The following is a 24056-nucleotide window of genomic DNA, read 5'->3' as shown; positions in this document are numbered from 1 at the left end:
TACTTTCCGTATAAAATAGACTGAATCTAGCTGCTCTTTCAGTGTTAAAATTTGCCCCTTAACAGGGGCATTTTTAATTCAATTAATCTAGCTTATTGCTTTATTGAATCACGACTAAATTTACTATCATACCCACCAAATATTGCACTTTAACAAACCTTTAAAAGCCATATTCTAATGTTAGTATTTTGTATTTTCATAAGCTAATCAATTGTTTTTATTCAAGTAAGATTTATTCTCAGCCGATAAAAAACACCTTTATATAGGCAAGGAGGTTATTTTTCAGCGTTATCAATAAAAGCCGCCCATACTACGATTTTCCACCTTGTAATTTTCGCTTCTGTTTAAGTCAAACTAATTCACAAGCTCTTACCTGTATAAGCATTCAACAATAGCCAAGTTAATAAAACTAGGAATAAATTGAATGAACTCCGCTACGTCAACTATAAAGCAAACACTGAGACATAAAATCTCAAATGGCTTTGTCCTCTTTATTGCAATATGGTCTTCGGCCATCATGCCGGTTATGCCAAGTTATGCAAAAATGCTAACACCTGATGACCTACCGACTCTGGGGAGTGACCCAGTACTAACCAATGATGATAAAACAGAGAAGCTTATTGCTGAATATAGCCAAAGCGCCGCGCGTTTTATCTCTGATAAGAAAAAAGCAGCAGATCTTGCAGATATGGCGCAGGACTTCGCTCGCAGTAAGGTCACAAACGCAGCAACAGATGAAATAAATCGTTGGTTATCTAAAACCGGTAATGCCAAATTCAGTGTTGACGTAGATAAAAAATTATCCATTAAAAATACCCAATTAGATTGGTTAGTACCTTGGTATGACAGTACCGATTTATTATTGTTTACCCAACATAATATTCATCGCACTGATGGCAGGCTACAGACCAATAATGGTATTGGGGTTCGTCGCTTTACACCTAAGAGCATGATGGGCGTCAATGCCTTTTTTGATCATGACTTATCTCGCTACCACTCTCGCCTAGGTTTCGGAGCCGAGTACGCACAAGATTTCTTAAAACTAAGCGCCAATACCTATTTACGTGCATCAGAATGGCGTAGTGCTTCTGAATTAAATAATGACTACAATGCCCGCCCTGCTAATGGATGGGATTTACAGGCTGAGGGCTGGTTGCCTTCTTACCCCAATATTGGCGGAAATCTTAAATTTGAGCAGTATTTTGGCGACGATGTTGCTCTATTCGGTAAAGATAAGCGCCAAAAAGACCCGCTCGCCACCACAATTGGGGTGAACTGGACCCCGTTCTCACTGGTAACTTTAAGCGCAGAACAAAAAATCAGTGGTGGATTAAGTGAAACTAATGCCAAATTAGAGTTCACTTGGGCACTAGGTAAGAGCCTCGCAGAGCAACTTGACCCTACTAAGGTTGGTGACTCTCGTCGCCTATTAGGTAGCCGCTATGATTTTGTTAATCGTAATAATAACATCATACTGGAATACCAAAAGAAAACGCTGATAACTCTATCACTACCTGCGATTATCCAAGGGAAAACTGGGGATGAGATACCTTTAATCAATGCCCTCAATACCAAATATCCGTTAGACAAACTGACCATTCATGCCCCCGAATTTTTAATGGCGGGAGGAGAAATCATCCTTGATGGCGCTCTGACAAAAATCAAACTCCCTTCCTACAAAGTCGCTATGACTGAGCAGGAAAGGAAAAAAAACAACCTTTACCGATTCACGGTAACGGCATCTGATAGCAAGGGAAGCATTACACCACAAGCCTCAACCTTTGTTGAAGTAACCAACTCAGGGGTACTATCGATTAAGCATAACGAGGTCATTAAAAAAGGAAACTCTCTCGCCAATGGACAAGATATCAATGTATTAACAGTTACTGCCAGAGATGTTTTAGGCAATATAGCACCGGATTCAACCGTAACCTTTACCTTACCGACTGAACTAAAGCTGGTCACACAAAAAGCCACATCTTCAAGTATGGCTTTCAAGAACCTGTATAAAAAAATGCAGGCCGCTAAATCAACGGATAAACAAAAATATAAAGTTATCACCAATATAAAAGGAGAAGCTTCGGTTCAATTCACCTCTTTGACCATGGGTGAACACCGAGTTCAAGCCGTTGCAAATGGCGGCGTACCAATTGAAACCGCTTTTTTCTTTATTGCCGATACGCAACAAGCACATATTAATCATTTCAATGTTCTTAGTGATAATGCGGTTGCCGATGGAAAATCTAAAAATAAAATTCAATTCCATATCACCGACAACCACTCACACCCAATTCAAGGTGCCATGCTGCAACTTGATGCGATAAATGCCAATGCCACACAATTGAGCCAGACCGATGAACAAGGCAATACTAACGTTGAGGTAACAAGCCAAGTCGCAGGGCCTGTTAAAGTAACAGCAACACTGAATGAACAAAATGTAACGGTAGAAACGCATTTCGTGTTTGGCCAACTAGCCCATGTCACCATTTTAGATCTCTCACAAGCCGAGGCTGGTACAGACAGCAACATCAAAATTTCATTAACTGATACACATGGCAATGCCGTCTCGGGGGCTGATGGTACTGTCACGGTCAATATCGATGGTAAACCTACCCCAATAATAATTAGTGAAACCTTTCCGGGTAGCGGAGTTTATACAGGGAAATTACCAGGACAGCATAGCGGTACACCAAATATCACCGTCACTGTTGATGGGCAAACCTCTCCCCCTGAGACGCTGATTGTTGAGCAACCAAAAACCATTTCACCAAACAATACGGACGGTACAGGCCAAAAAGGGGAAAAAGGCGTTATTGATAATATCGTCACCACCCCAAACAAAACCCATGGTTTACAATCAGGGGATACTCTTGAGGTTACCGTTACCATCACCGATACCTTTGGTAATGGGCTATCAGGCTTAAATACCGATAATATCGATATCGGTAAACATAAAGGCGATACGCTGACATGGACGGACAATGGTGACGGCTCGTACACCACCACCTTGCCATTAACTGAAGTCGGCAACAATGACCTGACCGCCACCATCAATGGTACTACGAGTTCAAAAACTGACGTTCTCGTCAATAATGCCAGCGGAACTGTTCATATTGATAAAGTCAAAATCATCAAAACAGAAAAACCAGCGGCAGGTATAGATAGCACCATTACCCTCGAATTAACCGACAAACATGGCAACCCAGTGGTTGGTGAAACTGAAGTTACTGTCAATATAAATGATCAGCCACACACTTTGCCAGTAACAGAAATCTCTCCGGGTATTTATGAAGCTATTATTGCTGGGCAACTCACGGGCAACCATGATATTTCCGCTATTGTTAACGGGAAAGAATCACCAAATGAATTGCTAATTGTTGAGCAGCCACAACCTGTTAAACCCCAAAATCCAAACGGTACAGGGCAAAAAGGTGAACAAGGCGTTGTCGATAAAATCGAGATCAAAACAGGTAACACAGTCGGCCTGCAATCTGGCGATAAGCTCGAGATCACCGTCACAGTCACCGATGCCTTTAATAACGGCTTATCAGGCTTGAACACCAATAATATCGATATTGGTAAACATAAAGGCGATACATTGACATGGGTTGACAACGGTGATGGCTCTTACACTACCACCTTGCCACTCCCCGAAGTCGGTAATAATGACCTCACTGTTTCCATCAATGGCACTGCAAGTCCACAAAAACAAATTCAAGTTAGCAATGCCGCAGGGAAAGATAAAGTCAGCAAAGTTACCATTATCAAAACAGAGCAACCTGCTGCAGGCTCAAACAGCACTCTGACTGTGCAATTAACCGATAGCAACGGCAACCCAGTAGTCGGTGAAACTGAAATTATCGTTAATATTGATAACAACCCACACACTTTACCCGCGAAAGAAGGGAAACCGGGTATCTATGAAATCACGCTGCCAGCACTGCAAGCGGGCAAACATGATATCCATACGAGTGTAAATAATACTGTATCAATCAAAGAAAGCTTACTAGTTGAGCAGCCAAAACCGATTTCCCCGAATGACTCAAACGGCACAGGCCAGCAAGGTGAGAAAGGTGTTATTGATAAGGTGACGATCGCACTTGATCACACTCACCGTTTTGAATCCGATAATCCTCTTGAAATCACGGTAACAGTAACGGATGCCTTTGGTAACGGTTTGGCGGGTTTAAATACCGATAATATCGATATCGGTAAACACAAAGGGAATACCTTAAACTGGGTAGATAATGGCGATGGCTCTTACACCACCACGTTGACCTTAACCGACGTTGGTAGCAATGATTTAACTGCCTCCGTCAATGGTAGCCACAGCCCACACACCGAAGTTCAGGTCAATAATGCCACAGGGGCATCCCATGTTGATAAAGTCAACATCATCAAAACAGAAAAACCGGCAGCAGGCACAAACAGTACCGTCACTATCGCGTTAACCGATAAACATGGCAACCCCGTGGTTGGCGCAACAGAAATTACCCTCAATATTGATGGGCAAACCCATAAACGTCCTGCCAAAGAAGGTAACCCCGGTATTTACGAAGTGACACTACCCGCACTACAAGCAGGAAATCACAACATTAGCGCGAGTGTGAATGGTAAGGGCTCAACTGATACAACTTTAGTGGTTACCCCACCAACGCCAATTAAACCCAATAACACAGGTAAGCCGGGAGAAAAAGGCGTGGTTAATAGTATTACCATGACAACGGGCAATACCAACAACTTACAGTCTGGCGATCAACTTGAGATCACCGTCACCGTCACCGATGCCTTTAATAACGGTTTAACTGGGCTCAATACGAATACAATTACCCTTGGCGGATTTAACGGCAAGCCAGTCTGGAAAGATAACAGCGATGGTTCTTACAGCGCGACCATCACGTTAACTGAAGTTGGCGCGAAAGGTTTAGTTGCGTCAATTGATGGCAATAAAACCCTCGTAAAACCGATTCAAATTAGCAACGCCGCAGGGAAAGATAAGGTCAGCAAAGTTGAAATCATCAAAACAGAAAAACCTGCCGCAGGTTCAAGCAGCATACTGGCAGTTAAATTAACCGATACACATGGCAACCCAGTAGTCGGTGAAACTGAAATTATTGTTAATATTGATAACAAACAGCACACATTGCCTGCGAAAGAAAGGAAACCGGGGATTTATGACGTCACACTGCCAGCCATGCAAACAGGTAACTATCAAATTACTGCCGCGGTGAATAGCCAAGGCTCCGCTAAAGATACTTTAGAAGTGAAAAAACCAGCTTCAGTAAACTCGAATAATACAAGCGGAACAGGTAATAGTGGCGAACGAGGCGTTATCAATAACATTACCATGACGACCAGTGATATCACTCATCTGCAATCGGGTGATAAGCTGAATATCACCGTGACCATAACTGATGCATTTAATAATCTATTAACCGCTATCGACCCTAGTAATATCATCTTGGATGGATATAAAGCAAGTTCGCTAAAATGGTTAGATAATCGTAATGGTACTTACACGACTCCGTTGCTATTAACACAAACAGGTTCTAATCATTTAGCGGCATCGATTAACGGTTATAAATCACAAGTCATCCCCATTACCGTGAGTAATTCGACTGATATCAACAAGGTGGCTAATGTCGAACTTGAACCAATTACGCCAAGTGAAGCGGGTGAAAAACAAACTATCACAGTGAAAGTTACTGATAGCTACCACCACCCTGTCACCGCGATTAACAGTATGATAATGGCAAATATCAATGGCCTACCGACACCCATTGCTATAACGGAATCACTTACTCAAGAAGGGACTTACACAGGAATATTACTTGCACAAAATACGGGCAAATACACCGTTAATGTGACAACTAATAAAAAAACCGTATCAAAACCTTGGACCGTTAAAACGGCAAGGACGATCAGCGCTAACCAAAAAGATGGCAGTGGTACAGAAAATCAACGTGGTGTGGTTAAAACCGTTGCATTGGACTCGTCATCACCCAATGACCTAAAGTCAGGCCAATCATTACAATTAATCGTGTCAATTAAGGATGCCTTTGGTAACGCCCTTGAAGGGATCAGTAGCGCTAGTATTCAATTAACACATAAACAATCTAAGCAGAGTTCTGTTATTTGGACAGACCTACGGAACGGTGAATACACCGCTCTGTTGCCACTGACAAAAATTGACCAAGACTCGTTAACAGTGAAAGTGAACCAAATAACCACTTCCCCACTTAACATTAATGTTGGGAATGCCACTGCCGCGACACAAATCAAACAAGTTGAAATAAAAAGCATCACTAAACCTGCGGCTGGGGAAACAAGTACCATCACACTGGCACTCACTGATGCCAACAACCAACCTATTACAGGGATAGATAGTAACGCAGTTGTCTCTATCAATGGCGCTGAAGCGTTACTTAAGATCACTGAAACCACCACCAAAGGGATTTATACCGGTATCCTTTCAGGCCAAAAATCAGGAGTTCAGAAAGTCAACGTCACTGTTGGTGGCGTTAAGTCCACAGAATCAACCTTATCCGTGGATGCTCCAATGCCTATTGCGGTTAATCATAGTGGTAAATCAGGTTCTCGCGGTGTCATTGAGCGCGCAACACTGACCATTTCACCAACCAAAGACTTCAAGTCAGGTGACCCGATTAAACTGACTCTGGCCTTAAAAGATACGTTTGATAACCCGCTCACAGGCGTTGACGGAAGTAACATTACACTCATTCATGGTCAAACAAGTCCTGTGGCTTGGGTGCCTCAACAAGATGGCACTTATACCGCGGATTTAGTGTTAAATAAACTGGGTAAAGACAGCTTAGCGGTCATCGTCAATAACAGGGATAGCAACACAGTTCCTATCAATATCACTAAGCAATCAGACAGTACAGCGATCCACAAGGTTGAGATCCTCACTATTGTCCCTATTGCCGCTGGTGCGGAAAGTACCTTTACGGTTGCATTAACCGATGCGCAAGGCAACTCGGTCGAAGGCGTCCAACACGTGGATGTCACCATTAATAATCAAAAACTGCCAAATATCGCTGTGACGCAACAAACCGATGGCAGTTATATCGGCACTCTACCAGGGCAACAAACGGGGGATCATGACATAGTTATCACCGCCAATAAAATCCCATCCACGCCAAAAATACTCACCGTGGCACAATCGGACACCGTCACCGCAAGCGCAAACGGCGGTGGCACAAACGGCCAGCGCGGTGTGGTCAGCCGTGTGGCACTCAGTGCAACCCAAAACAGCAATTTCACATCGGGTGACAGTTTGCAGCTGACGGTCACATTAAAAGATAGCTTTAACAACCCACTAAAAGGCGTCGGCAGTGCCAGCATTGCGCTACAGCACAACAACAAAAATGCTACCCTGACATGGACTGACCACAATAACGGCAGCTATACCGCCACATTGCCATCAAGCCAATTAGGCAACAATGACTTGAAAGCCACAGTGAACAGCCAAGAGAGCAACATGGTTAGTATTGATGTGGTCAGCCCGAATCAAGCGGCTCAAGTTCACCAACTGACGCTCGAACCGATTGCCCCATCAGCAGCAGGTTCAGAGCAAACCATCACCCTAAAAGCCGTGAATATCTATGGCCATGGTGTGGTCTTACTTAAAGATGAGATAAAACTCACCCTCAACGGAGCACTACTCCCCCTCACATTGACTGAAGATAGCAAAATAAAGGGCACTTATACCGCCAAATTACCCGCACAAAAAACGGGCCGTTATGACGTTAACGTCGCGATTGGTCAAAAAACAGCAACACAACCATGGGAAGTCAAGGCGCCAACAACCATCAATGCCGCTAAGGCTGATGGTTCGGGTACCGAAGGTAAAACGGGCGTGGTGAAAACCGTCGAATTACAGGCGGTTGCAGCTCAAGGTTACAAATCAGGAGAAACCGTTCAACTGACACTGACCTTAACAGATGCGTTTGATAATAGACTCACAGGCATTGAAAGCACCAAAATTGCACTCACTCATGGTCAAACAAGTCCGGTGGCTTGGGTAACCGGCAAAGATGGCACTTATACCGCGGATTTAGTGTTGAAAACACTGGGCAAAGATAGCTTAGTGGCCACCGTTAATAAACTGGAAAGCAAAGCGGTTCCAATCAATGTCACCAAGCAATCAGCCAGCACGGCTATCCATAAAGTCGATATCACTGATATCACCAATGCAACAGCAGGTGCAGAAAGTACCTTTACGGTTGTATTGACCGATGCTCAAGGCAACTTGGTTGAAGGTATTCAAAACGTAGATGTCACCATCGGTAATCAAAAACCAACAAACATCGCGTTGACTCCACAAGTGGATGGCAGCTATACAGGGAAATTACCAGGGCAACAAACGGGGCCTTATGATGTGGTTATCACCGCCAATAAAATCCCATCCACGCCAAAACCACTCACTGTGGAGCAACCTGATACCGTCACCGCAGCATCAAATGGTGGGGGAACAGCAGGAGCACGTGGTGTCGTCAATGATGTCACACTGGCTGTAACACCAGACACTAACATCAAATCAGGCGATAACTTACAACTGACCGTGACCTTAAAGGATAAGTTTAGTAACCCACTTAAAGGCGTTACCAGCATCACTCTGCTACAAAATCAAGGTAGTACAGTGACATGGAGTGATAACAATAACGGCAACTATACCACAACATTACCAGTAAAAGTGTTGGGAAGTGGCACGCTAAAAGCCATCGTTAACCAGAAAGAGAGTTCAACCGTAAACATTACGGTGGAAAATACCAACCAAGTCAATCAAGTAGATAAGGTTATCATTGACCCTATCGCCCCGTCAGAAGCTGGGAAAGCGGGCAATCTTACCGTGAAAATTCAAGATACCCATCAACAAGGTGTGACTCAGATAGCTAATGACATTAAAGTCACTATCAACGATAAATTAGCAGACATTAAGTTCACTGAAACTAGCACCAAAGGCACTTACAACGCGACACTACCGGCAAGTAAAGCAGGCAGTTACACCGTTAAAGTCACGGCTAATAAACAGAAAAACCAACAAAGTTGGGTCGTTAAGGCTGCCACAACCATTAAAGCAACTCAAACTGATGGTTCAGGTAAAGCTGAGACGCAAGGCGTGGTGAAAACCGTCGAATTACAGGCGATTACAACTCAAGGTTACAAATCAGGAGAAACCGTTAAACTGACACTGACCTTAACAGATGCGTTTGATAATAAACTCACAGGCGTTGAAAGCACCAAAATTGCACTCACTCATGGTCAAACAAGTCCGGTGGCTTGGGTTGATGGCAACGATGGCACTTATACCGCGGATTTAGTGTTAAATAAACTAGGTAAAGACAGCTTAACGGCCATCGTCAATAAACAGAAAAGCCTCCCTGTTGAGATTACGGTTCATAACAATGAAGGGAAAAGCAAGGTCAATAATGTTGAAATTGTCCATGTTTTACCCGTAGCTGCAGGTTCTGACAGTACGATTGTCTTTTCCCTGACTGACTCAAATGGGCACCCGGTATCCAATATTACCAGCCTGTCCGTTACCGTCGATCAGCAACAACCAATTTCCATGCAAGTTGCTCAAGTCCCTACGGGCAAATACGTTGGGACATTACCCGGACAGCAAAGTGGCTCACACAATATGGTTGCATCTATCCCAACTCAAAATGTCACTTCAATCGAAAAATTATTTGATGTTAGCAAACCAGTGCCAATTGCTGCTGTTGCTAGGGATGGGAGTGGTAAGAAAGGCCAATACAAAGTCGTTAATGAAGTATTGCTGAATGTAGCGCCAACCAGTAAACATAAAGCTGGCGAGAAAGTTACACTCATCGTCACGTTGAAAGATGCCTTTGGTAATGGGCTAAAAGAGGTTTCTAGCAACAGTATTGTGACTGCTCACCAGCAATCAGGACCTGTCATATGGAAAGACCATGCGGATGGCACTTATACCGCCGACTTATTATTGCGTAAATTAGGCTCTGATACGTTAAAGGTTACTGTCAATAACACTATCCAATCACAGGTTATTAATGTTGAGGCGCCACAGGGGCAATCTGCTGTTAGCAATGTGGAATTAAAGGCAACGAACAAAACTCTTATGGTGGGAGAGTTAGTTGAACTGCAATTAACATTAACTGATATCCATGGTAATGGTATTGAAAAAGTACAAGCCAATGATATTCAATTGGAGCACAACCATACGTTTGCTTCAAAGCTAGTTTGGAAAGAAAACGGAGCAGGTGTTTATACCTCCGTGCTTCCATTATATAAACAAGGGAAAAACACCTTTGTAGCCCGAGTTAACCACCAAAAAAACACACCATTCACGATTAATGTTAGTGCTCTCTCGGACGCAGCCCATGTGAACTCTGTTGAACTTTCAACCAGCACCAATCAACTGACCGTGGGAAGCCAAACGGAACTGACACTTCAATTAACTGACCAATGGGGTAATGGTGTTGAGGGTGTTAATGCGGCTGATATCACCATTAATGATGCACATACGCAGAAAAACCTCACGGGTTTAATCTGGACATCAAAAGGAAATGGTATCTATATCGCGCAAATCACCCTATCACTCGCGGGTATTCATTCCCTGAGAGCGACAGTTAATCAACAAAAAAGTAAAAATGTGTTAATTGAAGTAAAGCCTTCAACAGACCCCAGCCGAGTTCACAATGTAACGCTAACGGCGACACCAAACGTTATCACTGCGGGTGATAACGTGACCTTATCCTTAAAGGTAACAGATATCGATAACAACCCAGTTATCAATCTCAACAATAGCGACATTCACTCGACAGACATTCCTAACAAAAGACCAATAATTTGGAAAGAAGATAGCCGTGACTTAGGTACCTATACCACCACCATCATGCTCAGTGACGTTAAAATGCATACTCTCAGTGCGGGTATTGGTAAATTTACAGATACAACCACTGTCACGGTCAATTCACCAACTGGTAAAGATGCTGTAAAAACAATCACTATCTCACCGATATCCGACAGTGACGCAGGACAACCATCATCATTATCCATTAGTTTAACTGACCAATATGGCAACCCAGTTAAAAATATTAGCAGTAGCGATATCAAAATGAAAATTGATGATAAAGAGCAAAATATTATATTTATGGAAAAAAACAACATAGATAGATATATCGCTCAGCTCCCTGCGACTAAAGCGAGTAACTATAAAATCAGTATCGGCGTCAACGGCAAGTCAAAAACGGTGTATTGGAACGTCAAAGCACCAAAAGAAATTTTGATTAACTCTTATGATAAAGATGGTTTGCGTGGCTCATTAGACACCATGTCTATCACCCACAACGCAAAAAATAATACAGTAAATTCAGGCGATAAAATCACCCTAAAAGTCGGACTAAAAGATAAGTTTGGTAACAAGCTGACTGGGGCATCATCGAAATTGAAGTTATTAACTGACTTGCAATCGACCTCCATATGGAAAGAACTTAAAGATGGTTTTTACTCTCAAGAACTCACTATGAACAAGTTACACTCGCAGCCTATTCAAGTTGCCGTAGATAACATGATCAGCGATAAACTTGAGCTAACCGTTGCCCCAGCCAAAGGTGTAAATAACGTCCATAAAACCACTCTTGAAACCGATGTAGGTACTCTTGAAGCTGGGAAAGAGGTGACCTTAATATTAGCGCTAACAGACAGTGTTGATAATGGTGTTATTGGTATCAATGCAAGTGATATTCAGCTCACCAAAAATGATAATCCAGTTAACGTAAAATGGGATAGCCTACAAGATGGCGTCTATACCACTAAACAACAGTTAAAAACTGTCGATAATTACCAGTTTAAAGCCACTGTCAATAAGCAACCAAGCCGCATTCAAACCGTAGAAGCAACTGACCCAAGTGGCAAAGATGTGGTGAAAACCGCAGCACTTTCCACCAACACCAACACGCTTGATGCTGGTAAAAAAGTTGACTTAACGTTAAAACTACAAGACCAATATGGCAATTTGGTGACTGACGTCACAGGGGCTGATATTGTGTTAACCGATAATAATAGCGCAGAAATTATTGATAGCCGCAGTATTGCTTGGCATGAGGTATCGACAGGCGTGTATAAAGCCACCTTACCATTAACCAAAGTCGGTAAACACACATTAACCGCGACGGTGAATAAACAAGATGCCAATACTAAGGAAGTCACGGTGAAAGCCTTGAAAGGGGCTAGCAATGTTAATGAGATTAAATCAACTCCTGCAGTAACTTCAATGAGTGCAGGTGAGAGCACTATATTAACCCTCACCATGCTTGATAAATATGGCAATGAAGTGGCAGATGTTGCCCCGAAAGACATGAAGCTCGAAAATAGCGATAATACTATTATCACGAAAGCATCGTGGGTGAAAACACCATTACACGATAGTGTCTATACCGCTCAGATAACCTTAGAGAAAGTTAAACAACACACTTTATCGGTTGAGGTAAATGGTCAGATAAAAAAAATCAACATTGATGTGAAACCACTGAAAGGCGCTAAAAATATCGCGAAAGTTGAATTAACTACGCCAGCAACGGCCAAATTAGGTGTGGATACTCCACTGACATTACAACTCAAAGATAGGTTCGGTAATGGTGTTATTAATGTTGCTAATCAAGATATTCAATTAACACATAATGGCAAAGAAAAAAGTATCACTTGGACCGAAGACTCTAATGGGCAATACACCACAAATTGGCAATCGACGAAAGTCGGTAAACATCAATTAGATGTGGTAGTTAATACTAACCGTTTGATAAAACCTATCGAGATCGAATTTATGGCTCCGCAAGGCGCAAACAGTGTTGAAGTTATTCACATAAACACTTTAGACACCGCAGAAACTGGAGATACCGTTAAAGTGACACTCCAATTACGAGATAAAAATGGTAACGGTGTTATTGATATCAGTCCAAGTGACATTACTTTATCGAGTAATAAGCAACCTTTATCTTCATTAGTATGGAGTGATGATAAACTTGGAAACTATTCAACCAATGTTAAGTTTGACACTGAAGGAAAGCATACATTAACGGTTATTATCAATAATCCAGCCAAAATAACAGGAAAAAAAGAGATTAATATCCAAACAGACGCCCCTATTTTTGACAGCGGGAAAAGTGAACTCTCTGTTGATACCGATTCAGTTGAAGGTAATGGCAAAGACAAGGCGATAATAACCTTAAAGCTTATCAATAAAAATGGAGTACTTATCTCAGGTAAAAAACCAAAGATCACTTCAAGTAGTGGAGTCCTAAGTAACGCTGTTATGAAAGAAACCGCAGCATCAGGTGTGTATACTGCATCTATCTCGAACTTAAAAGCAGAGAAAGTAATGGTAACCCTTGACTCTAATTCAATTGGTCATGTGGGTACCGAACAGGAAATTGATATCTATTTCTATTCTTTCCAACATATTAACTACCCTGCCACCGCAATGATTTACAAACAGTATTTTCATTTCTATTCAATAACAAAGGATTATACTGATTATACATGGGAGAATAGCCATCCCGGTGTGATAGGCTTTGGTACCAAGTTGGTCCCTTATATAAAGAATAAACCAAGTCGTCAAAAAAATGTCATCAAATTAACCGCTAGGCCGAATAAAAACAGCCATAAACTTGAAGCTATACGCGCAACGATAACAATAAATACATATTTCTACCCCACGGACACGAGAGAGCGTCATATAGATGATTCTGGGTGCAGCATTAATGGAGGCCGTCCTGCCTATAACTCAGAAATAGCAATGTTATTTCAAAACCCTCAGAAAAAAATAGATACAGATCATAATGTTCTAGGATTGTACTGGACAGGAAATGATTCTGCGAATCTTACTGCCGACAAGGTTATTTCCATGCAGGCCTCATGGTATGACCATAGTCTAAAAACACTTTGTATTATCGAATATTAACCCCCTCATCCCCGCTTCGGCGGGGATTTTTCTTTCTACGATTTAGCAATATAGCGTCCCTCAATACCCCGCCTTCACCCCATCCCAATCCAATTCAAATTTGGCGAGATATTTTCGCAGCCTGTCCGCATCATTGGGCTGTTTTTTGTGTTGCCGTGATACTGCAAACAGCTCACGCCCCGCCTCGGAAAGGGAAGATGAACGGCGGCAAACTTCAAGTACTGTTGCCAGTTGCTGCTTATCGAATAAATCAATCTCACCAATTTGCTTTGGAAATGTATTGGTTGATTTTGGCTGCCATTGAGACTGCAAACGGCCAATTTCTTCCTCGGCAACCACTTTAGTAATGCGCCCGCGCTCGGCAAAGGTCGCCATCCTGCTAATCGAGGCGCCCAATTCACGGAAATTGCCGCGCCACTGGGCTTGCAAGGAACAAGCAAACTTCACATACAGGCTGCGTGCTTCGCTATCAAAGCGGATTTGGCTTTGCTGATCTTGGCAAAGTTTGGCTAATTCATAATCGATATTGGGTTCAATATCTTCACGACGTTCTTTTAACCCCGGTAGGGCAAAGGTCCACATATTGATACGGGCGTATAAGTCTTCACGAAACTTACCCGATTCCACTTGCTTTGCAAGATTGCGGTGGGTTCCCGCTATCAGCTGGAAATCACTGTGGATTTCATTGTCGGAGCCAAAAGGAAAAAAACGTTTTTCTTCAATGGCTTTGAGTAACATAGCTTGTTCATCAAGGCCAAGTTCTGCAATTTCATCTAAAAATAAAATGCCGCCATCGGCTTCTTTTAACAAACCGCCTCGTGCATTTAGTGCCCCAGTAAACGCCCCTTTGACATGGCCAAATAGCGTCGACATGGCATTATCACCGCGCAAAGTGGCGCAGTTCACTTCCACAAAACGCCCCTTGACTTGGTGGCGGCTTTCCCGCAATTGGTAAATGCGTCGCGCCAAAAACGACTTCCCAGCCCCCGTTGGGCCATTGAGTAAAATCGGCGCTTTTGAGCGCAAAGCCACCCGCTCGATTTGCTCAATCATGGTGTTAAACGCAGCATTACGCGTGGCAATCCCGGATTTTAAGAAGGATACCTGCTGTTGCTGCTCTGTTTGGAAGCGACTGGTGATGTGGGTATAACGGCTTAAATCAAGGTCAATCACCGTATGAATGCCGATTGGGTCTTTTTCTCTCCCCTTTTGGCTGGGAGAGGTTTGGATTAATTTGGCAGGTAAATAATGAGCTTCGGTTAATAAAAACCAACAGATTTGTACCACATGGGTGCCCGTCGTGATATGCACCAGATACTCTTCGTCGTCAGTATCAAATTGATAACTTGAAGAAAAATCCAATAACGAGGTATACACCTCTTCGAAATCCCACGGGTCGGCAATATCCACCTCATGCAGCACCACTTCGGTATTGGGAGAGGCTTGCTCAATATCCTCCTTCACCCGATGCGCCATGCCATAGTCATTGACCTGATGTAGCAGTTCAAAGCGACCGATATCCAAATCAGGTTGTTGGCACAAGCCTACCGTTGGGCGCCATTTTGTCCAGCGATTGGCTTTTTTACCTCGCCTATCGAGTACCGTGCCCAGTACGCCAATAACAACTTTGCGTTTTTTATTCATAATGAGTTTATATAAATTCATAAAAGACGAGATAAAAATATAATAAATAGCCTAATTCATTTCATCATTCAATGTTAGTAAAATTTCATTAAAATATTTATTTGTTATTTTTCAATGATATAAAAATATTTATTATATTTTCATCAAAGTTGGCACGCTTCTGGCAATTATCTATTTATCCACTGCCGAAAATTGTCTGAACTTCGCGTTCAACCGGTGCAGACATGGTGGCGTTAGTCACTACATGGTCTGTATGCCGCCGTCAGTAAGACACCTTGGTAATAGCCTAGCTATCAGGTTCGACTCCTGAAAAAAATACAAATCCAACTGTATAAAACTAAGTTGAAGTTAAGCTTAAAACCACCACTCGAGAACCTTGCCGAGTGATGAGCAGAAATTTAGACAGCCGTACTGGGCACTCTACTTTTCCCCTCACCACTTCGCTTTTTTCTTCAGTGGTGGATAAACCATAAAAAAGGAAAAATAATGAAAAAAATCAATATCGCTCAAGGACAAATCGCATTGACCGCTAAAAATGGGAATTTTAAACAATTACTAACAGCGGGTGAGCACCATTTAAACGACTGGTTCAATCGATTGACAGTGTCATTGTTCACCCTCGACAATGAGGCCATTGATGAAAAATTGGCCGACCACTTACGCCAATTTCACTCTGATTGGGTTGATGAGCACTGTATTGACATCATTTTAGCTGATGATGAGATTGGTTTTATTTACTTGCACAATAGCTTGGCAGAAATCTTGCCACCAGCAACCCGTCGGTTGTATTGGAAAAATGGCAATAGCTTAAAAGTGGAACTGCAATCACTAGAAAATAGTGTTATTGACTCCGCCTTAGTTGCCCGATTAATGGGTAAAAAACGCATTAAAGGCAATGAGTTGGCCTTGATTAGCCAAGTACCTGCATGGCATGTCGGTATGCTAAAAATTGATGGTGAGATACAAGATTTATTACAACCAGGAACTTACGGCTATTGGAAAATCAACCACAAACCTGAGGTTGAAATCATTGATACGCGTTTGCAATCACTTGAAGTCAGCGGGCAAGAAATTTTAACCAAAGATAAAGTCACATTGCGCGTCAATCTGTGTGCTAATTGGCGCTATCAGGATGTTTTGCTGACATTTTCAAAATTGAGTCAGCCTGTAGAACATTTATATCGTGAATTACAATTCTCAATAAGAGAAATCGTGGGGACTCGAACCTTAGATGAACTGTTAGAAAACAAGCAACTAATTGATGAGCTGATGTTGGCTCAAGTGGCGCAATGCGTCACTGAGTTTGGCCTAGAAATCGATAGCATTGGTGTTAAAGATATTATTTTACCGGGAGATATGCGCACGATTTTATCCCAAGTAGTCGAAGCCGAGAAATCGGCACAAGCAAACGTGATCCGCCGACGTGAAGAAACCGCGGCGACTCGCTCACTGCTAAATACCGCTAAAGTGATGGAAAACAACCCCATTGCCTTGCGTTTGAAAGAGCTCGAAACCTTAGAAAATATTGCGCATCGCATCGACCAAATTTCTGTTTACGGTGGATTAGACCAAGTATTAAACGGATTAGTAAAAATTAAGGAATAAATAATGATAAATAATAAATTCAACGAATTAACTCAAGAAAATGGCGTACCGGTAAAAATGTGGACCAATGGGGTTCCTGTTGACCCGAAAGCAGTTACACAACTACAAAATACCGCCAAAATGCCGTTTATTTTCAAGCACCTTGCTGTGATGCCTGATGTACACGTGGGGAAAGGTTCAACCATTGGAAGCGTGATTCCAACTAAAGGGGCCATTATTCCTGCGGCGGTTGGAGTGGATATTGGTTGTGGAATGATTGCCGTAAAAACGTCCTTAACGGCATCGGATTTGCCGGATAGCCTGCAAAATATCCGTTTTGCCATTGAAGCGGCAGTGCCACACGGTCGAACCACCCATCGACATGGGCGTGATAAAGGGGCTTGGCATCGTACACCGGATATTGTCGATAGCCACTGGGCACATTTAGATGCAGAGTTTAAGCGTATCTGCGATAAGTACCCAAAACTGCGCCAAACTAACCATTATAACCATTTAGGGACGTTGGGAACGGGAAACCACTTTATTGAGCTGTGTTTAGACGAACAAGACCGTGTATGGGTGATGCTACATAGCGGGTCACGCGGAGTGGGAAATGCGATTGGTAACTTGTTTATCACACTCGCGCAAAAAGATATGCAACAGCATATTGCTAATTTACCTGATAGAGACCTCGCGTATTTCGAAGAAGGAAGCGTACATTTTAATGACTATATGGAAGCAGTGGGTTGGGCGCAAGACTTTGCCCGCCATAACCGTGAAGTGATGATGCACCGCGTGTTAGAAGCACTATCGCGTGAAATTCCAAAACCGTTTATTACAGAGCAAGAAGCTGTAAATTGCCATCATAACTATGTGCAAAAAGAGCAGCACTTTGGTGAAGACGTTTTAGTGACACGAAAAGGTGCGGTATCCGCTCGAAAAGGCCAAATGGGGATCATTCCAGGGTCTATGGGGGCGAAAAGCTTTATCGTGCGCGGGTTAGGAGACGAAGAAAGTTTCTGTTCCTGTAGCCACGGTGCAGGCCGTGTAATGAGCCGAACTGAAGCCAAAAAGCGTTTCTCAGTTAGCGACCAAAAAATGGCGACTGCCCATGTTGAGTGCCGAAAAGACAGTGATGTGATTGACGAAATACCGATGGCCTACAAAGACATCGACGCGGTAATGGCAGCACAATCATCACTGGTAGAAATTGTTCATACCCTACGCCAAGTGGTATGTGTTAAGGGTTAACGATAAAACGTTACAGGAGAAAAAGCATGGAAACTGACCATGAAAGTGTATCCGTGCTAATGAGAGAACGGATAGAGAAAACACTCAAAGAAATAGAAGAAACTCATCACGTTAAAATACTGTTTGCATGTGAATCCGTGTTAGAAAATCATTAACAGGTATTTTTCAAAAAAATAGACCATCAGAAATTTTTTGATGGTCTTTTTTCAAAGGCAATGTCAAACACAAAAGAAAAACAGGTTTATCGCCAGTTCGGGTTTTTAATAATGGAATATTTACCCGCACCTAAAAATGCCAATGCAATACCACTCAAGAAGAAATACACTAGGCTTTCGATGGCCCATGCACCGGTTTTATCCAATACAAATGTTTTATCTAGCCCAATCATTAACCATGCAACCACCATGGTGAAAGCCACTAATAAAGCTGATGGACGAGTTAAAATCCCTAAAATAATAAAAATAGGCGCAACCACTTCACCTAGAATTGTTCCATAAGCAATAAATTCAGGTAAACCATAAGAAGCCAGCAGCGCTTTAATACCACTCGCACCAGTCATTAATTTGCTCATACCATGAAACAACATGAGCCCACCAACAGAAAGACGCAATAACAACCTGCCAGCATCTTCATGGGACAACAAACGATTTAATAAATTGACCACTTTATACCCCCTATGGATATCCAAAACATCATTAAGTAGTATGGCTTAAAAATGCATTATGGCTTAGAAAGATAAAGTAAGAATCATTTTAATTTGCATTTCTTATAACTAAATCAATTTTCATTTAATTAAAATTTGTTAACCTTTCACCTATTCAAATATTACGTTTAATTAACCATTTAAAAATCAAAAATATTGAATAATATTACAAGCACGACCTGACAGTCACCAGAGCTAATTCAGTTAATGCATTATAGAATGGGCTATAGCTTGTTCGATTTAATTGCTGAGAAAATTGTGGTAGCCAACTTCCCAAATGGTCATTCAACAATTCTTTTAATGCGGCTTCCCTGACTTGTGAAGCCAAAACTGCCGCTTGAAATAACATTAAACCAACATGGTCAGAGGGCTCTGGATAACGAGTCTGTATTTTTAAACGCTCCCGTTTTAAAAACTCACTCAATGCCACCGTGGAAGAACCTTGCAAAACACCCTCTGGGTCAAGATATACCGAGCCCCATGGCGGGGCGGGTAATGCTTCAGGTCCAATAAACAAATCCGTCCACTGAGTATGCAGTGCCGCAATCTCAATATTTAGCGATGCCGAGATCCGTTCGCTAAGCGAGATGCTGACCTTACAAGGCCACTGAGATGCGAAGTCATCTAACTTGAAAAAGCTTATTGCATAATGACTTGCATCGTCATTCGGTGAAAATAAATAGCACGTGCCTAAAATATTAAACGCGGCTGCATAGTGTGAAAAATGGATCATAAAAAAGATAATTTCCTAAGCAATACGCTGTTATCTATATGTGGATCGTGTAAAAACAGTAACGCAGCATAAACTCAGCAACCATCGCCGCTGTACAACCAACCACTAAATATCCTTTACTGCTCGAAGTCATAACCCCATTCGCCGTTTGTCGTATATGACGAAACAACCCATATCCCAATACCATCACCGCCAATATTCCAACTACCCAACTCGTGATACGCAGTGACCAAATCCCTTGGTAAGCATGGATAGAGTCGATAGGAAATGTAATGGATTCATTATTATAGCTAGTGTGAACCAAGTAACTTTCATAGGCAGGCTGATAAGCTAAACGAACCAGTAAGCTAACCCCAATCACCGCCCATAACATCCATAACCCACGAGTTGATATCTGAGTCTCTACGGCTCCGATGTTAAAACGCAATAACAAATTGATTAATAAATAATACCCAGCAGCTCCCGCAGTAAACATCGTGCCGTAGAACATCAAATACGTATTATCATTCATCCACGTTAACATTGATGTATAACGATAGATTGAAGCCATGGCATACACATCGCATAGCCCTGCAATAATGGCCAAGCCAAGTAGCAAATATGACAATTCCTTTTTGAGCCATAACCATAGGAAAGTCAGCCCGAGAAAAGCAAAATAGGTAGCGGTGAATACCACTTCACGGCTTAACCACGATGAAAAAATATTCAGCAGTGAGTTAGGCGCATTTAAAGGAACCCCTAAGTGGGTGATTGAGGACAATAAACCGATACCCGCAAATACGCAGGCGACAAATACATACCACAGCAAAAACTGTGCGTGCGTTTTGCCCGTTAAATTCGCCGATAATTTGTTTGCAAAAAGCGCTAACATCACACTCAACCCAATGGATGTTTGCATTAAAAATGTGAATAATAACAGTGGCCATTCATTCATTTGGCTTCTCCTTGTGAGTCTTGTGTACGACCCGCCCCAAGATGTGGATGGATCACTAAATTTGGGTGGGTAATCGATGAGTCTGGTAATCCTCGGACATCCGCTAGCTCCCCATAACGTTGTCGTAATTCATCAATTGGGCCAAATTGAATGGCTCCTAGTGGGCAAGTGGCGACGCAGACGGGCTGTTCCCCTTTTAGTTGTAAATCAATACAAAAATCACATTTCGACATTTGCTTGGTTTCAGGGTTCATTTGCGGTGCACCATACGGGCAAGACCACGCACAGGTTCCACAGCCCACACACTTATCTGTATTGACCATCACAATGCCATCCCCTTCACGCTTGTGCATGGCTGTCGTCGGGCAATTTTTCACGCACATTGGGTCGGCACAGTGGTTGCAGGAGATGGATAACGTATAGGCAAAGACGTTATTCACCAGTCCCCCATAGCCATTTTCAATAAACTCACCGCCAGCAACTTCGTATACACGACGATATTTGCGCCCCACGTCGAGGTTATTTTTATCTTTGCACGCCACTTGGCAGGCTTTACAACCGGAACAACGCGCAGAGTCAATATAAAAGCCAAGCTGTTTGTCACTGACTGCGGGATAAACCTGAAATTTACTCATGCTCTGCTTACCTCCACCAATAAGGTTTGATGGGCATTTCCATGTGCCATTGCTGTACTGCGGGAAGATGTTAAAACGTTCGCACAACCGCCTTGGTCAATGCCATTTTCATCAGGTTGCCACCATGCTCCTGCCTGTAAAGCAACAACACCAGGCATAATGCGCTGGGTGATTTTGACCGGTACCATGGTGATACCGCGGTCATTATTCACTTTGACCCGCTCCCCATCCGTGATATTTCGTCTTTTGGCATCGATAGGATTGATCCATAACTCTTGGCGCTGTACTTCTTGTAACCACGGGTTAGCAAATTGCGTTGAATTGGCACGATTACGACCTTTCCAAGTGATTAATTGCAATGGATAGCGGGAAGCTAGTTCATCTTCCGGCCCCTCAATGGCAGGCACATAATGAGATAAAGCAGGGATGTCCACGTCATTACGCTCATAAAGGCGCTGAGAGAAAATTTCGATTTTTCCGGATGGTGTTTCAAACGGGTTATTCTCGATATCGTTAATATTTTTTTCGAAGGCAACATGGCCCACATGCGGTTTGTGTTTTAACAAATGGCGGCGCTTAACCAGCAGCTCATCAAAGGTTGGAATGCCATCTTCCGGGCGTTTTTGATGAGCGTCATTGACTAAATACTCAATCCACTGTTTTTCTGTACGGCCTTCACTGAATTTTTCGCCAACACCGAGTTTTTCAGCCACGTCGCGTAACCATTCATAGTCACTACGGCGCTCAAATTCAGGCTCGACGACTTTTTCAGATAAAATAATATAATTACCCGTTCCCCATGTGCCACCCACATTCCAACGCTCTAAGAAACTGGTTTCAGGCAGTAAAATATCGGCATACTTGGCACTGGGAGTCATATATAAGTCACTGTAAACAATAAACTCAACTTTACTTTCATCTTCCAGAACTTTAGCGGCATGCAAAATATCGGGGTTCTGGTTGGTCATATAGTTACCCGCTAACGAAAAAATCATTTTGATTTCCGTATCGAGTTTTTCTGCGTTTTTTAAACCGTTATTGGGCGTTACCAAATCTTTATTTTCACAGGCCTGCACCCAATTGGTGATATTAATTTTCGCTTTCACAGGGTTGTCAAATAAGCTAGGACCCGCGAGAGTTTTACGGAGATCCGGCGTAACTGCCATGCCATAACCTGCTGCCCATCCCCCTTTTACGCCCACATTACCTGTGATTGTTGCCAACAAGGTCGCGCCTCGGGCGGAACGTTCACCACAGATATGACGCTGAGGCCCCCAGCCTTGCATTAATACCGCTGGTTTGGTGTTGGCATATTCACGTGCCAATTGACGTATGGTATCGGCGGGTACTTTGGTAATGGGTTCCGCCCATTCAGGAGTTTTCACTATTCCATCTTTTTTCCCCATCAAATACGCCATCAATGACTCATTTTCGGGTATGCCTTCGGGCATCTGGTGCTCATCAAAACCAACAGTGAATTTATCGATAAAGGTTTGATCATGCAGGCCCTCACTGATGATCACATACATCATGGCATCCATCATCGCATTGTCTGTAGTCGGTAAAATAGGGATCCACTGATCCGCTAATGACGATGCGGTATCTGAATAACGCGGATCGACAACAATGAATTTAGTGCCATTTTTCTTCATTTTTTGAAAATAATGATTCGTATGACCAAAAATGGTTTCGTTAGGATTATGCCCCCACAGAATCACCAATGGCGTATCTTCGAGCGTGTCTAAGGTGCTACCACTGGCTGATGTGCCATAGGTATAAGGTGTGACCGCCATGGTATTGCCGTTACTCACTGAATGGTAATTCTCCAGAAAGCCCCCCGTGATATTAAATAGACGGCGTAGCATATTCGCACCAGAGAAAATGCCTCCAGTCACTCCAGTACTGAGGCTAACAAAGCGTGATGCAGGGCCATATTGCTCGTTGATACGCTGCATATTGTCGGCAATCAATGTCGTCGCTTCTTCCCAGCTAATGCGCTCAAAGCGCCCCTCACCACGTTTACCCACTCTTTTCATTGGGTATTTCAAGCGATTTGGGTGATAAACAAATTTCCGATAACTGCGGCCGCGTACGCAAGCACGCATGATGGGCATCTCTTCATCTAAATCGGCATCTGGGCGGGTACTAATTCGGGTTACTACCCCTTCTTTAACATGTGCTCGAATATCACATTTGCCACCACAGTCAAAACTACTACAGGTAGAAACCACTCGCTCACCTTCATTTTGTAGCATTGTGGTTGGGATGATATTCGGGTTTTCTGGTGTCGATGCGACCGTGTTTGTGGTAATAAAGGGGACAGCCATGAGCGCAGAGCTGCCTTGAATAAACCGACGACGGGTTAAGGGTTTAATCAGACTCTTGCTATCTGCCCGATCGTGATAATTTTCCATGATAACTCTACCTCTGGCATACATTAGGTTGCCGCGCTAGAGTAATCATTTCCCGGTTTGCCAACTTTCGAAAAGCCGCCAAACACATTGGAATTTCAGCCAACCATATAAAACATGTGGTTATGTCAATAAAAATTGCCTATATTCAGAAGATAGATAATAATTTTTGAATCTCAGCCAAGATAAATTCCT

Annotated in this window: 10 protein-coding genes; 4 read left to right on the top strand and 6 right to left on the bottom strand. The window is 42.8% G+C overall.

Features of this window, described 5'->3' with window-relative positions:
- Positions 1 to 424: 424 nt before the first annotated feature.
- The gene (locus P3L37_RS02210; RefSeq protein ID WP_272667550.1) at positions 425 to 13966 is read left to right on the top strand and encodes an invasin domain 3-containing protein; all 13542 of its coding nucleotides are present in this window, start codon (positions 425 to 427) and stop codon (positions 13964 to 13966) included.
- A gap of 60 nt (positions 13967 to 14026) precedes the next feature.
- On the opposite strand, the gene rtcR is transcribed toward P3L37_RS02210, so the two are convergent.
- Entirely contained in the window at positions 14027 to 15610 is a 1584-nt protein-coding gene (gene rtcR / locus P3L37_RS02205; RefSeq protein WP_109912625.1) for an RNA repair transcriptional activator RtcR, read from the bottom strand.
- A 486-nt stretch (positions 15611 to 16096) separates the two neighbouring features.
- Here rtcR and P3L37_RS02200 point away from each other — a divergent pair, with 486 nt between their 5' ends.
- From P3L37_RS02200 to P3L37_RS02190, 3 genes are read left to right on the top strand one after another with little or no spacing between them, the layout of a single operon-like run.
- On the top strand, positions 16097 to 17215 hold the full coding sequence (locus P3L37_RS02200) for a slipin family protein (RefSeq protein WP_004915038.1): 1119 nt from the start codon (positions 16097 to 16099) through the stop codon (positions 17213 to 17215).
- A 3-nt stretch (positions 17216 to 17218) separates the two neighbouring features.
- Positions 17219 to 18445, top strand: coding sequence for an RtcB family protein (locus P3L37_RS02195; protein WP_117163018.1), 1227 nt, complete (start codon positions 17219 to 17221; stop codon positions 18443 to 18445).
- A 26-nt stretch (positions 18446 to 18471) separates the two neighbouring features.
- Positions 18472 to 18600 (top strand): nucleotidyltransferase domain-containing protein, encoded by a 129-nt coding sequence (locus P3L37_RS02190; protein WP_226537988.1) that lies wholly within the window; start codon positions 18472 to 18474, stop codon positions 18598 to 18600.
- A gap of 86 nt (positions 18601 to 18686) precedes the next feature.
- Here the strand turns inward: P3L37_RS02190 and P3L37_RS02185 are convergent, their stop codons facing one another.
- From P3L37_RS02185 to P3L37_RS02165, 5 genes are all read right to left on the bottom strand, one after another.
- A complete protein-coding gene (locus P3L37_RS02185) occupies positions 18687 to 19109 on the bottom strand; it encodes a DoxX family protein (protein WP_004915049.1) in 423 nt (140 codons plus the stop codon).
- 205 nt (positions 19110 to 19314) lie between these two features.
- Positions 19315 to 19881: a molecular chaperone TorD family protein gene (locus P3L37_RS02180; RefSeq protein WP_117163017.1), complete on the bottom strand. Its 567-nt coding sequence runs from the start codon at positions 19879 to 19881 to the stop codon at positions 19315 to 19317.
- A gap of 34 nt (positions 19882 to 19915) precedes the next feature.
- A complete protein-coding gene (locus P3L37_RS02175; protein ID WP_117163016.1) occupies positions 19916 to 20815 on the bottom strand; it encodes a dimethyl sulfoxide reductase anchor subunit family protein in 900 nt (299 codons plus the stop codon).
- A complete protein-coding gene (locus tag P3L37_RS02170) occupies positions 20812 to 21450 on the bottom strand; it encodes a DMSO/selenate family reductase complex B subunit (protein ID WP_109912607.1) in 639 nt (212 codons plus the stop codon). The genes P3L37_RS02175 and P3L37_RS02170 overlap by 4 nt, the downstream gene beginning before the upstream one ends.
- Complete coding sequence (locus tag P3L37_RS02165; RefSeq protein ID WP_264967545.1) at positions 21447 to 23864, bottom strand: DMSO/selenate family reductase complex A subunit; 2418 nt, start codon at positions 23862 to 23864, stop codon at positions 21447 to 21449. The genes P3L37_RS02170 and P3L37_RS02165 overlap by 4 nt, the downstream gene beginning before the upstream one ends.
- Between the last annotated feature and the right edge of the window lie 192 nt (positions 23865 to 24056).

This window comes from Providencia sp. PROV114 (genome assembly GCF_032704305.1).
GTDB lineage: Bacteria > Pseudomonadota > Gammaproteobacteria > Enterobacterales > Enterobacteriaceae > Providencia > Providencia rettgeri.
This window is presented reverse-complemented; position numbering and strand designations above follow the sequence as displayed.

What these genes read in the sequence shown, in the direction of transcription:
- P3L37_RS02210 (WP_272667550.1), top strand. Translation starts at nt 425, where the DNA reads ATGAACTCCGCTACGTCAACTATAAAGCAAACACTGAGACATAAAATC.
- rtcR (WP_109912625.1), bottom strand. Translation starts at nt 15,610, where the DNA reads ATGAATAAAAAACGCAAAGTTGTTATTGGCGTACTGGGCACGGTACTC.
- P3L37_RS02200 (WP_004915038.1), top strand. Translation starts at nt 16,097, where the DNA reads ATGAAAAAAATCAATATCGCTCAAGGACAAATCGCATTGACCGCTAAA.
- P3L37_RS02195 (WP_117163018.1), top strand. Translation starts at nt 17,219, where the DNA reads ATGATAAATAATAAATTCAACGAATTAACTCAAGAAAATGGCGTACCG.
- P3L37_RS02190 (WP_226537988.1), top strand. Translation starts at nt 18,472, where the DNA reads ATGGAAACTGACCATGAAAGTGTATCCGTGCTAATGAGAGAACGGATA.
- P3L37_RS02180 (WP_117163017.1), bottom strand. Translation starts at nt 19,881, where the DNA reads ATGATCCATTTTTCACACTATGCAGCCGCGTTTAATATTTTAGGCACG.
- P3L37_RS02175 (WP_117163016.1), bottom strand. Translation starts at nt 20,815, where the DNA reads ATGAATGAATGGCCACTGTTATTATTCACATTTTTAATGCAAACATCC.
- P3L37_RS02170 (WP_109912607.1), bottom strand. Translation starts at nt 21,450, where the DNA reads ATGAGTAAATTTCAGGTTTATCCCGCAGTCAGTGACAAACAGCTTGGC.
- P3L37_RS02165 (WP_264967545.1), bottom strand. Translation starts at nt 23,864, where the DNA reads ATGGAAAATTATCACGATCGGGCAGATAGCAAGAGTCTGATTAAACCC.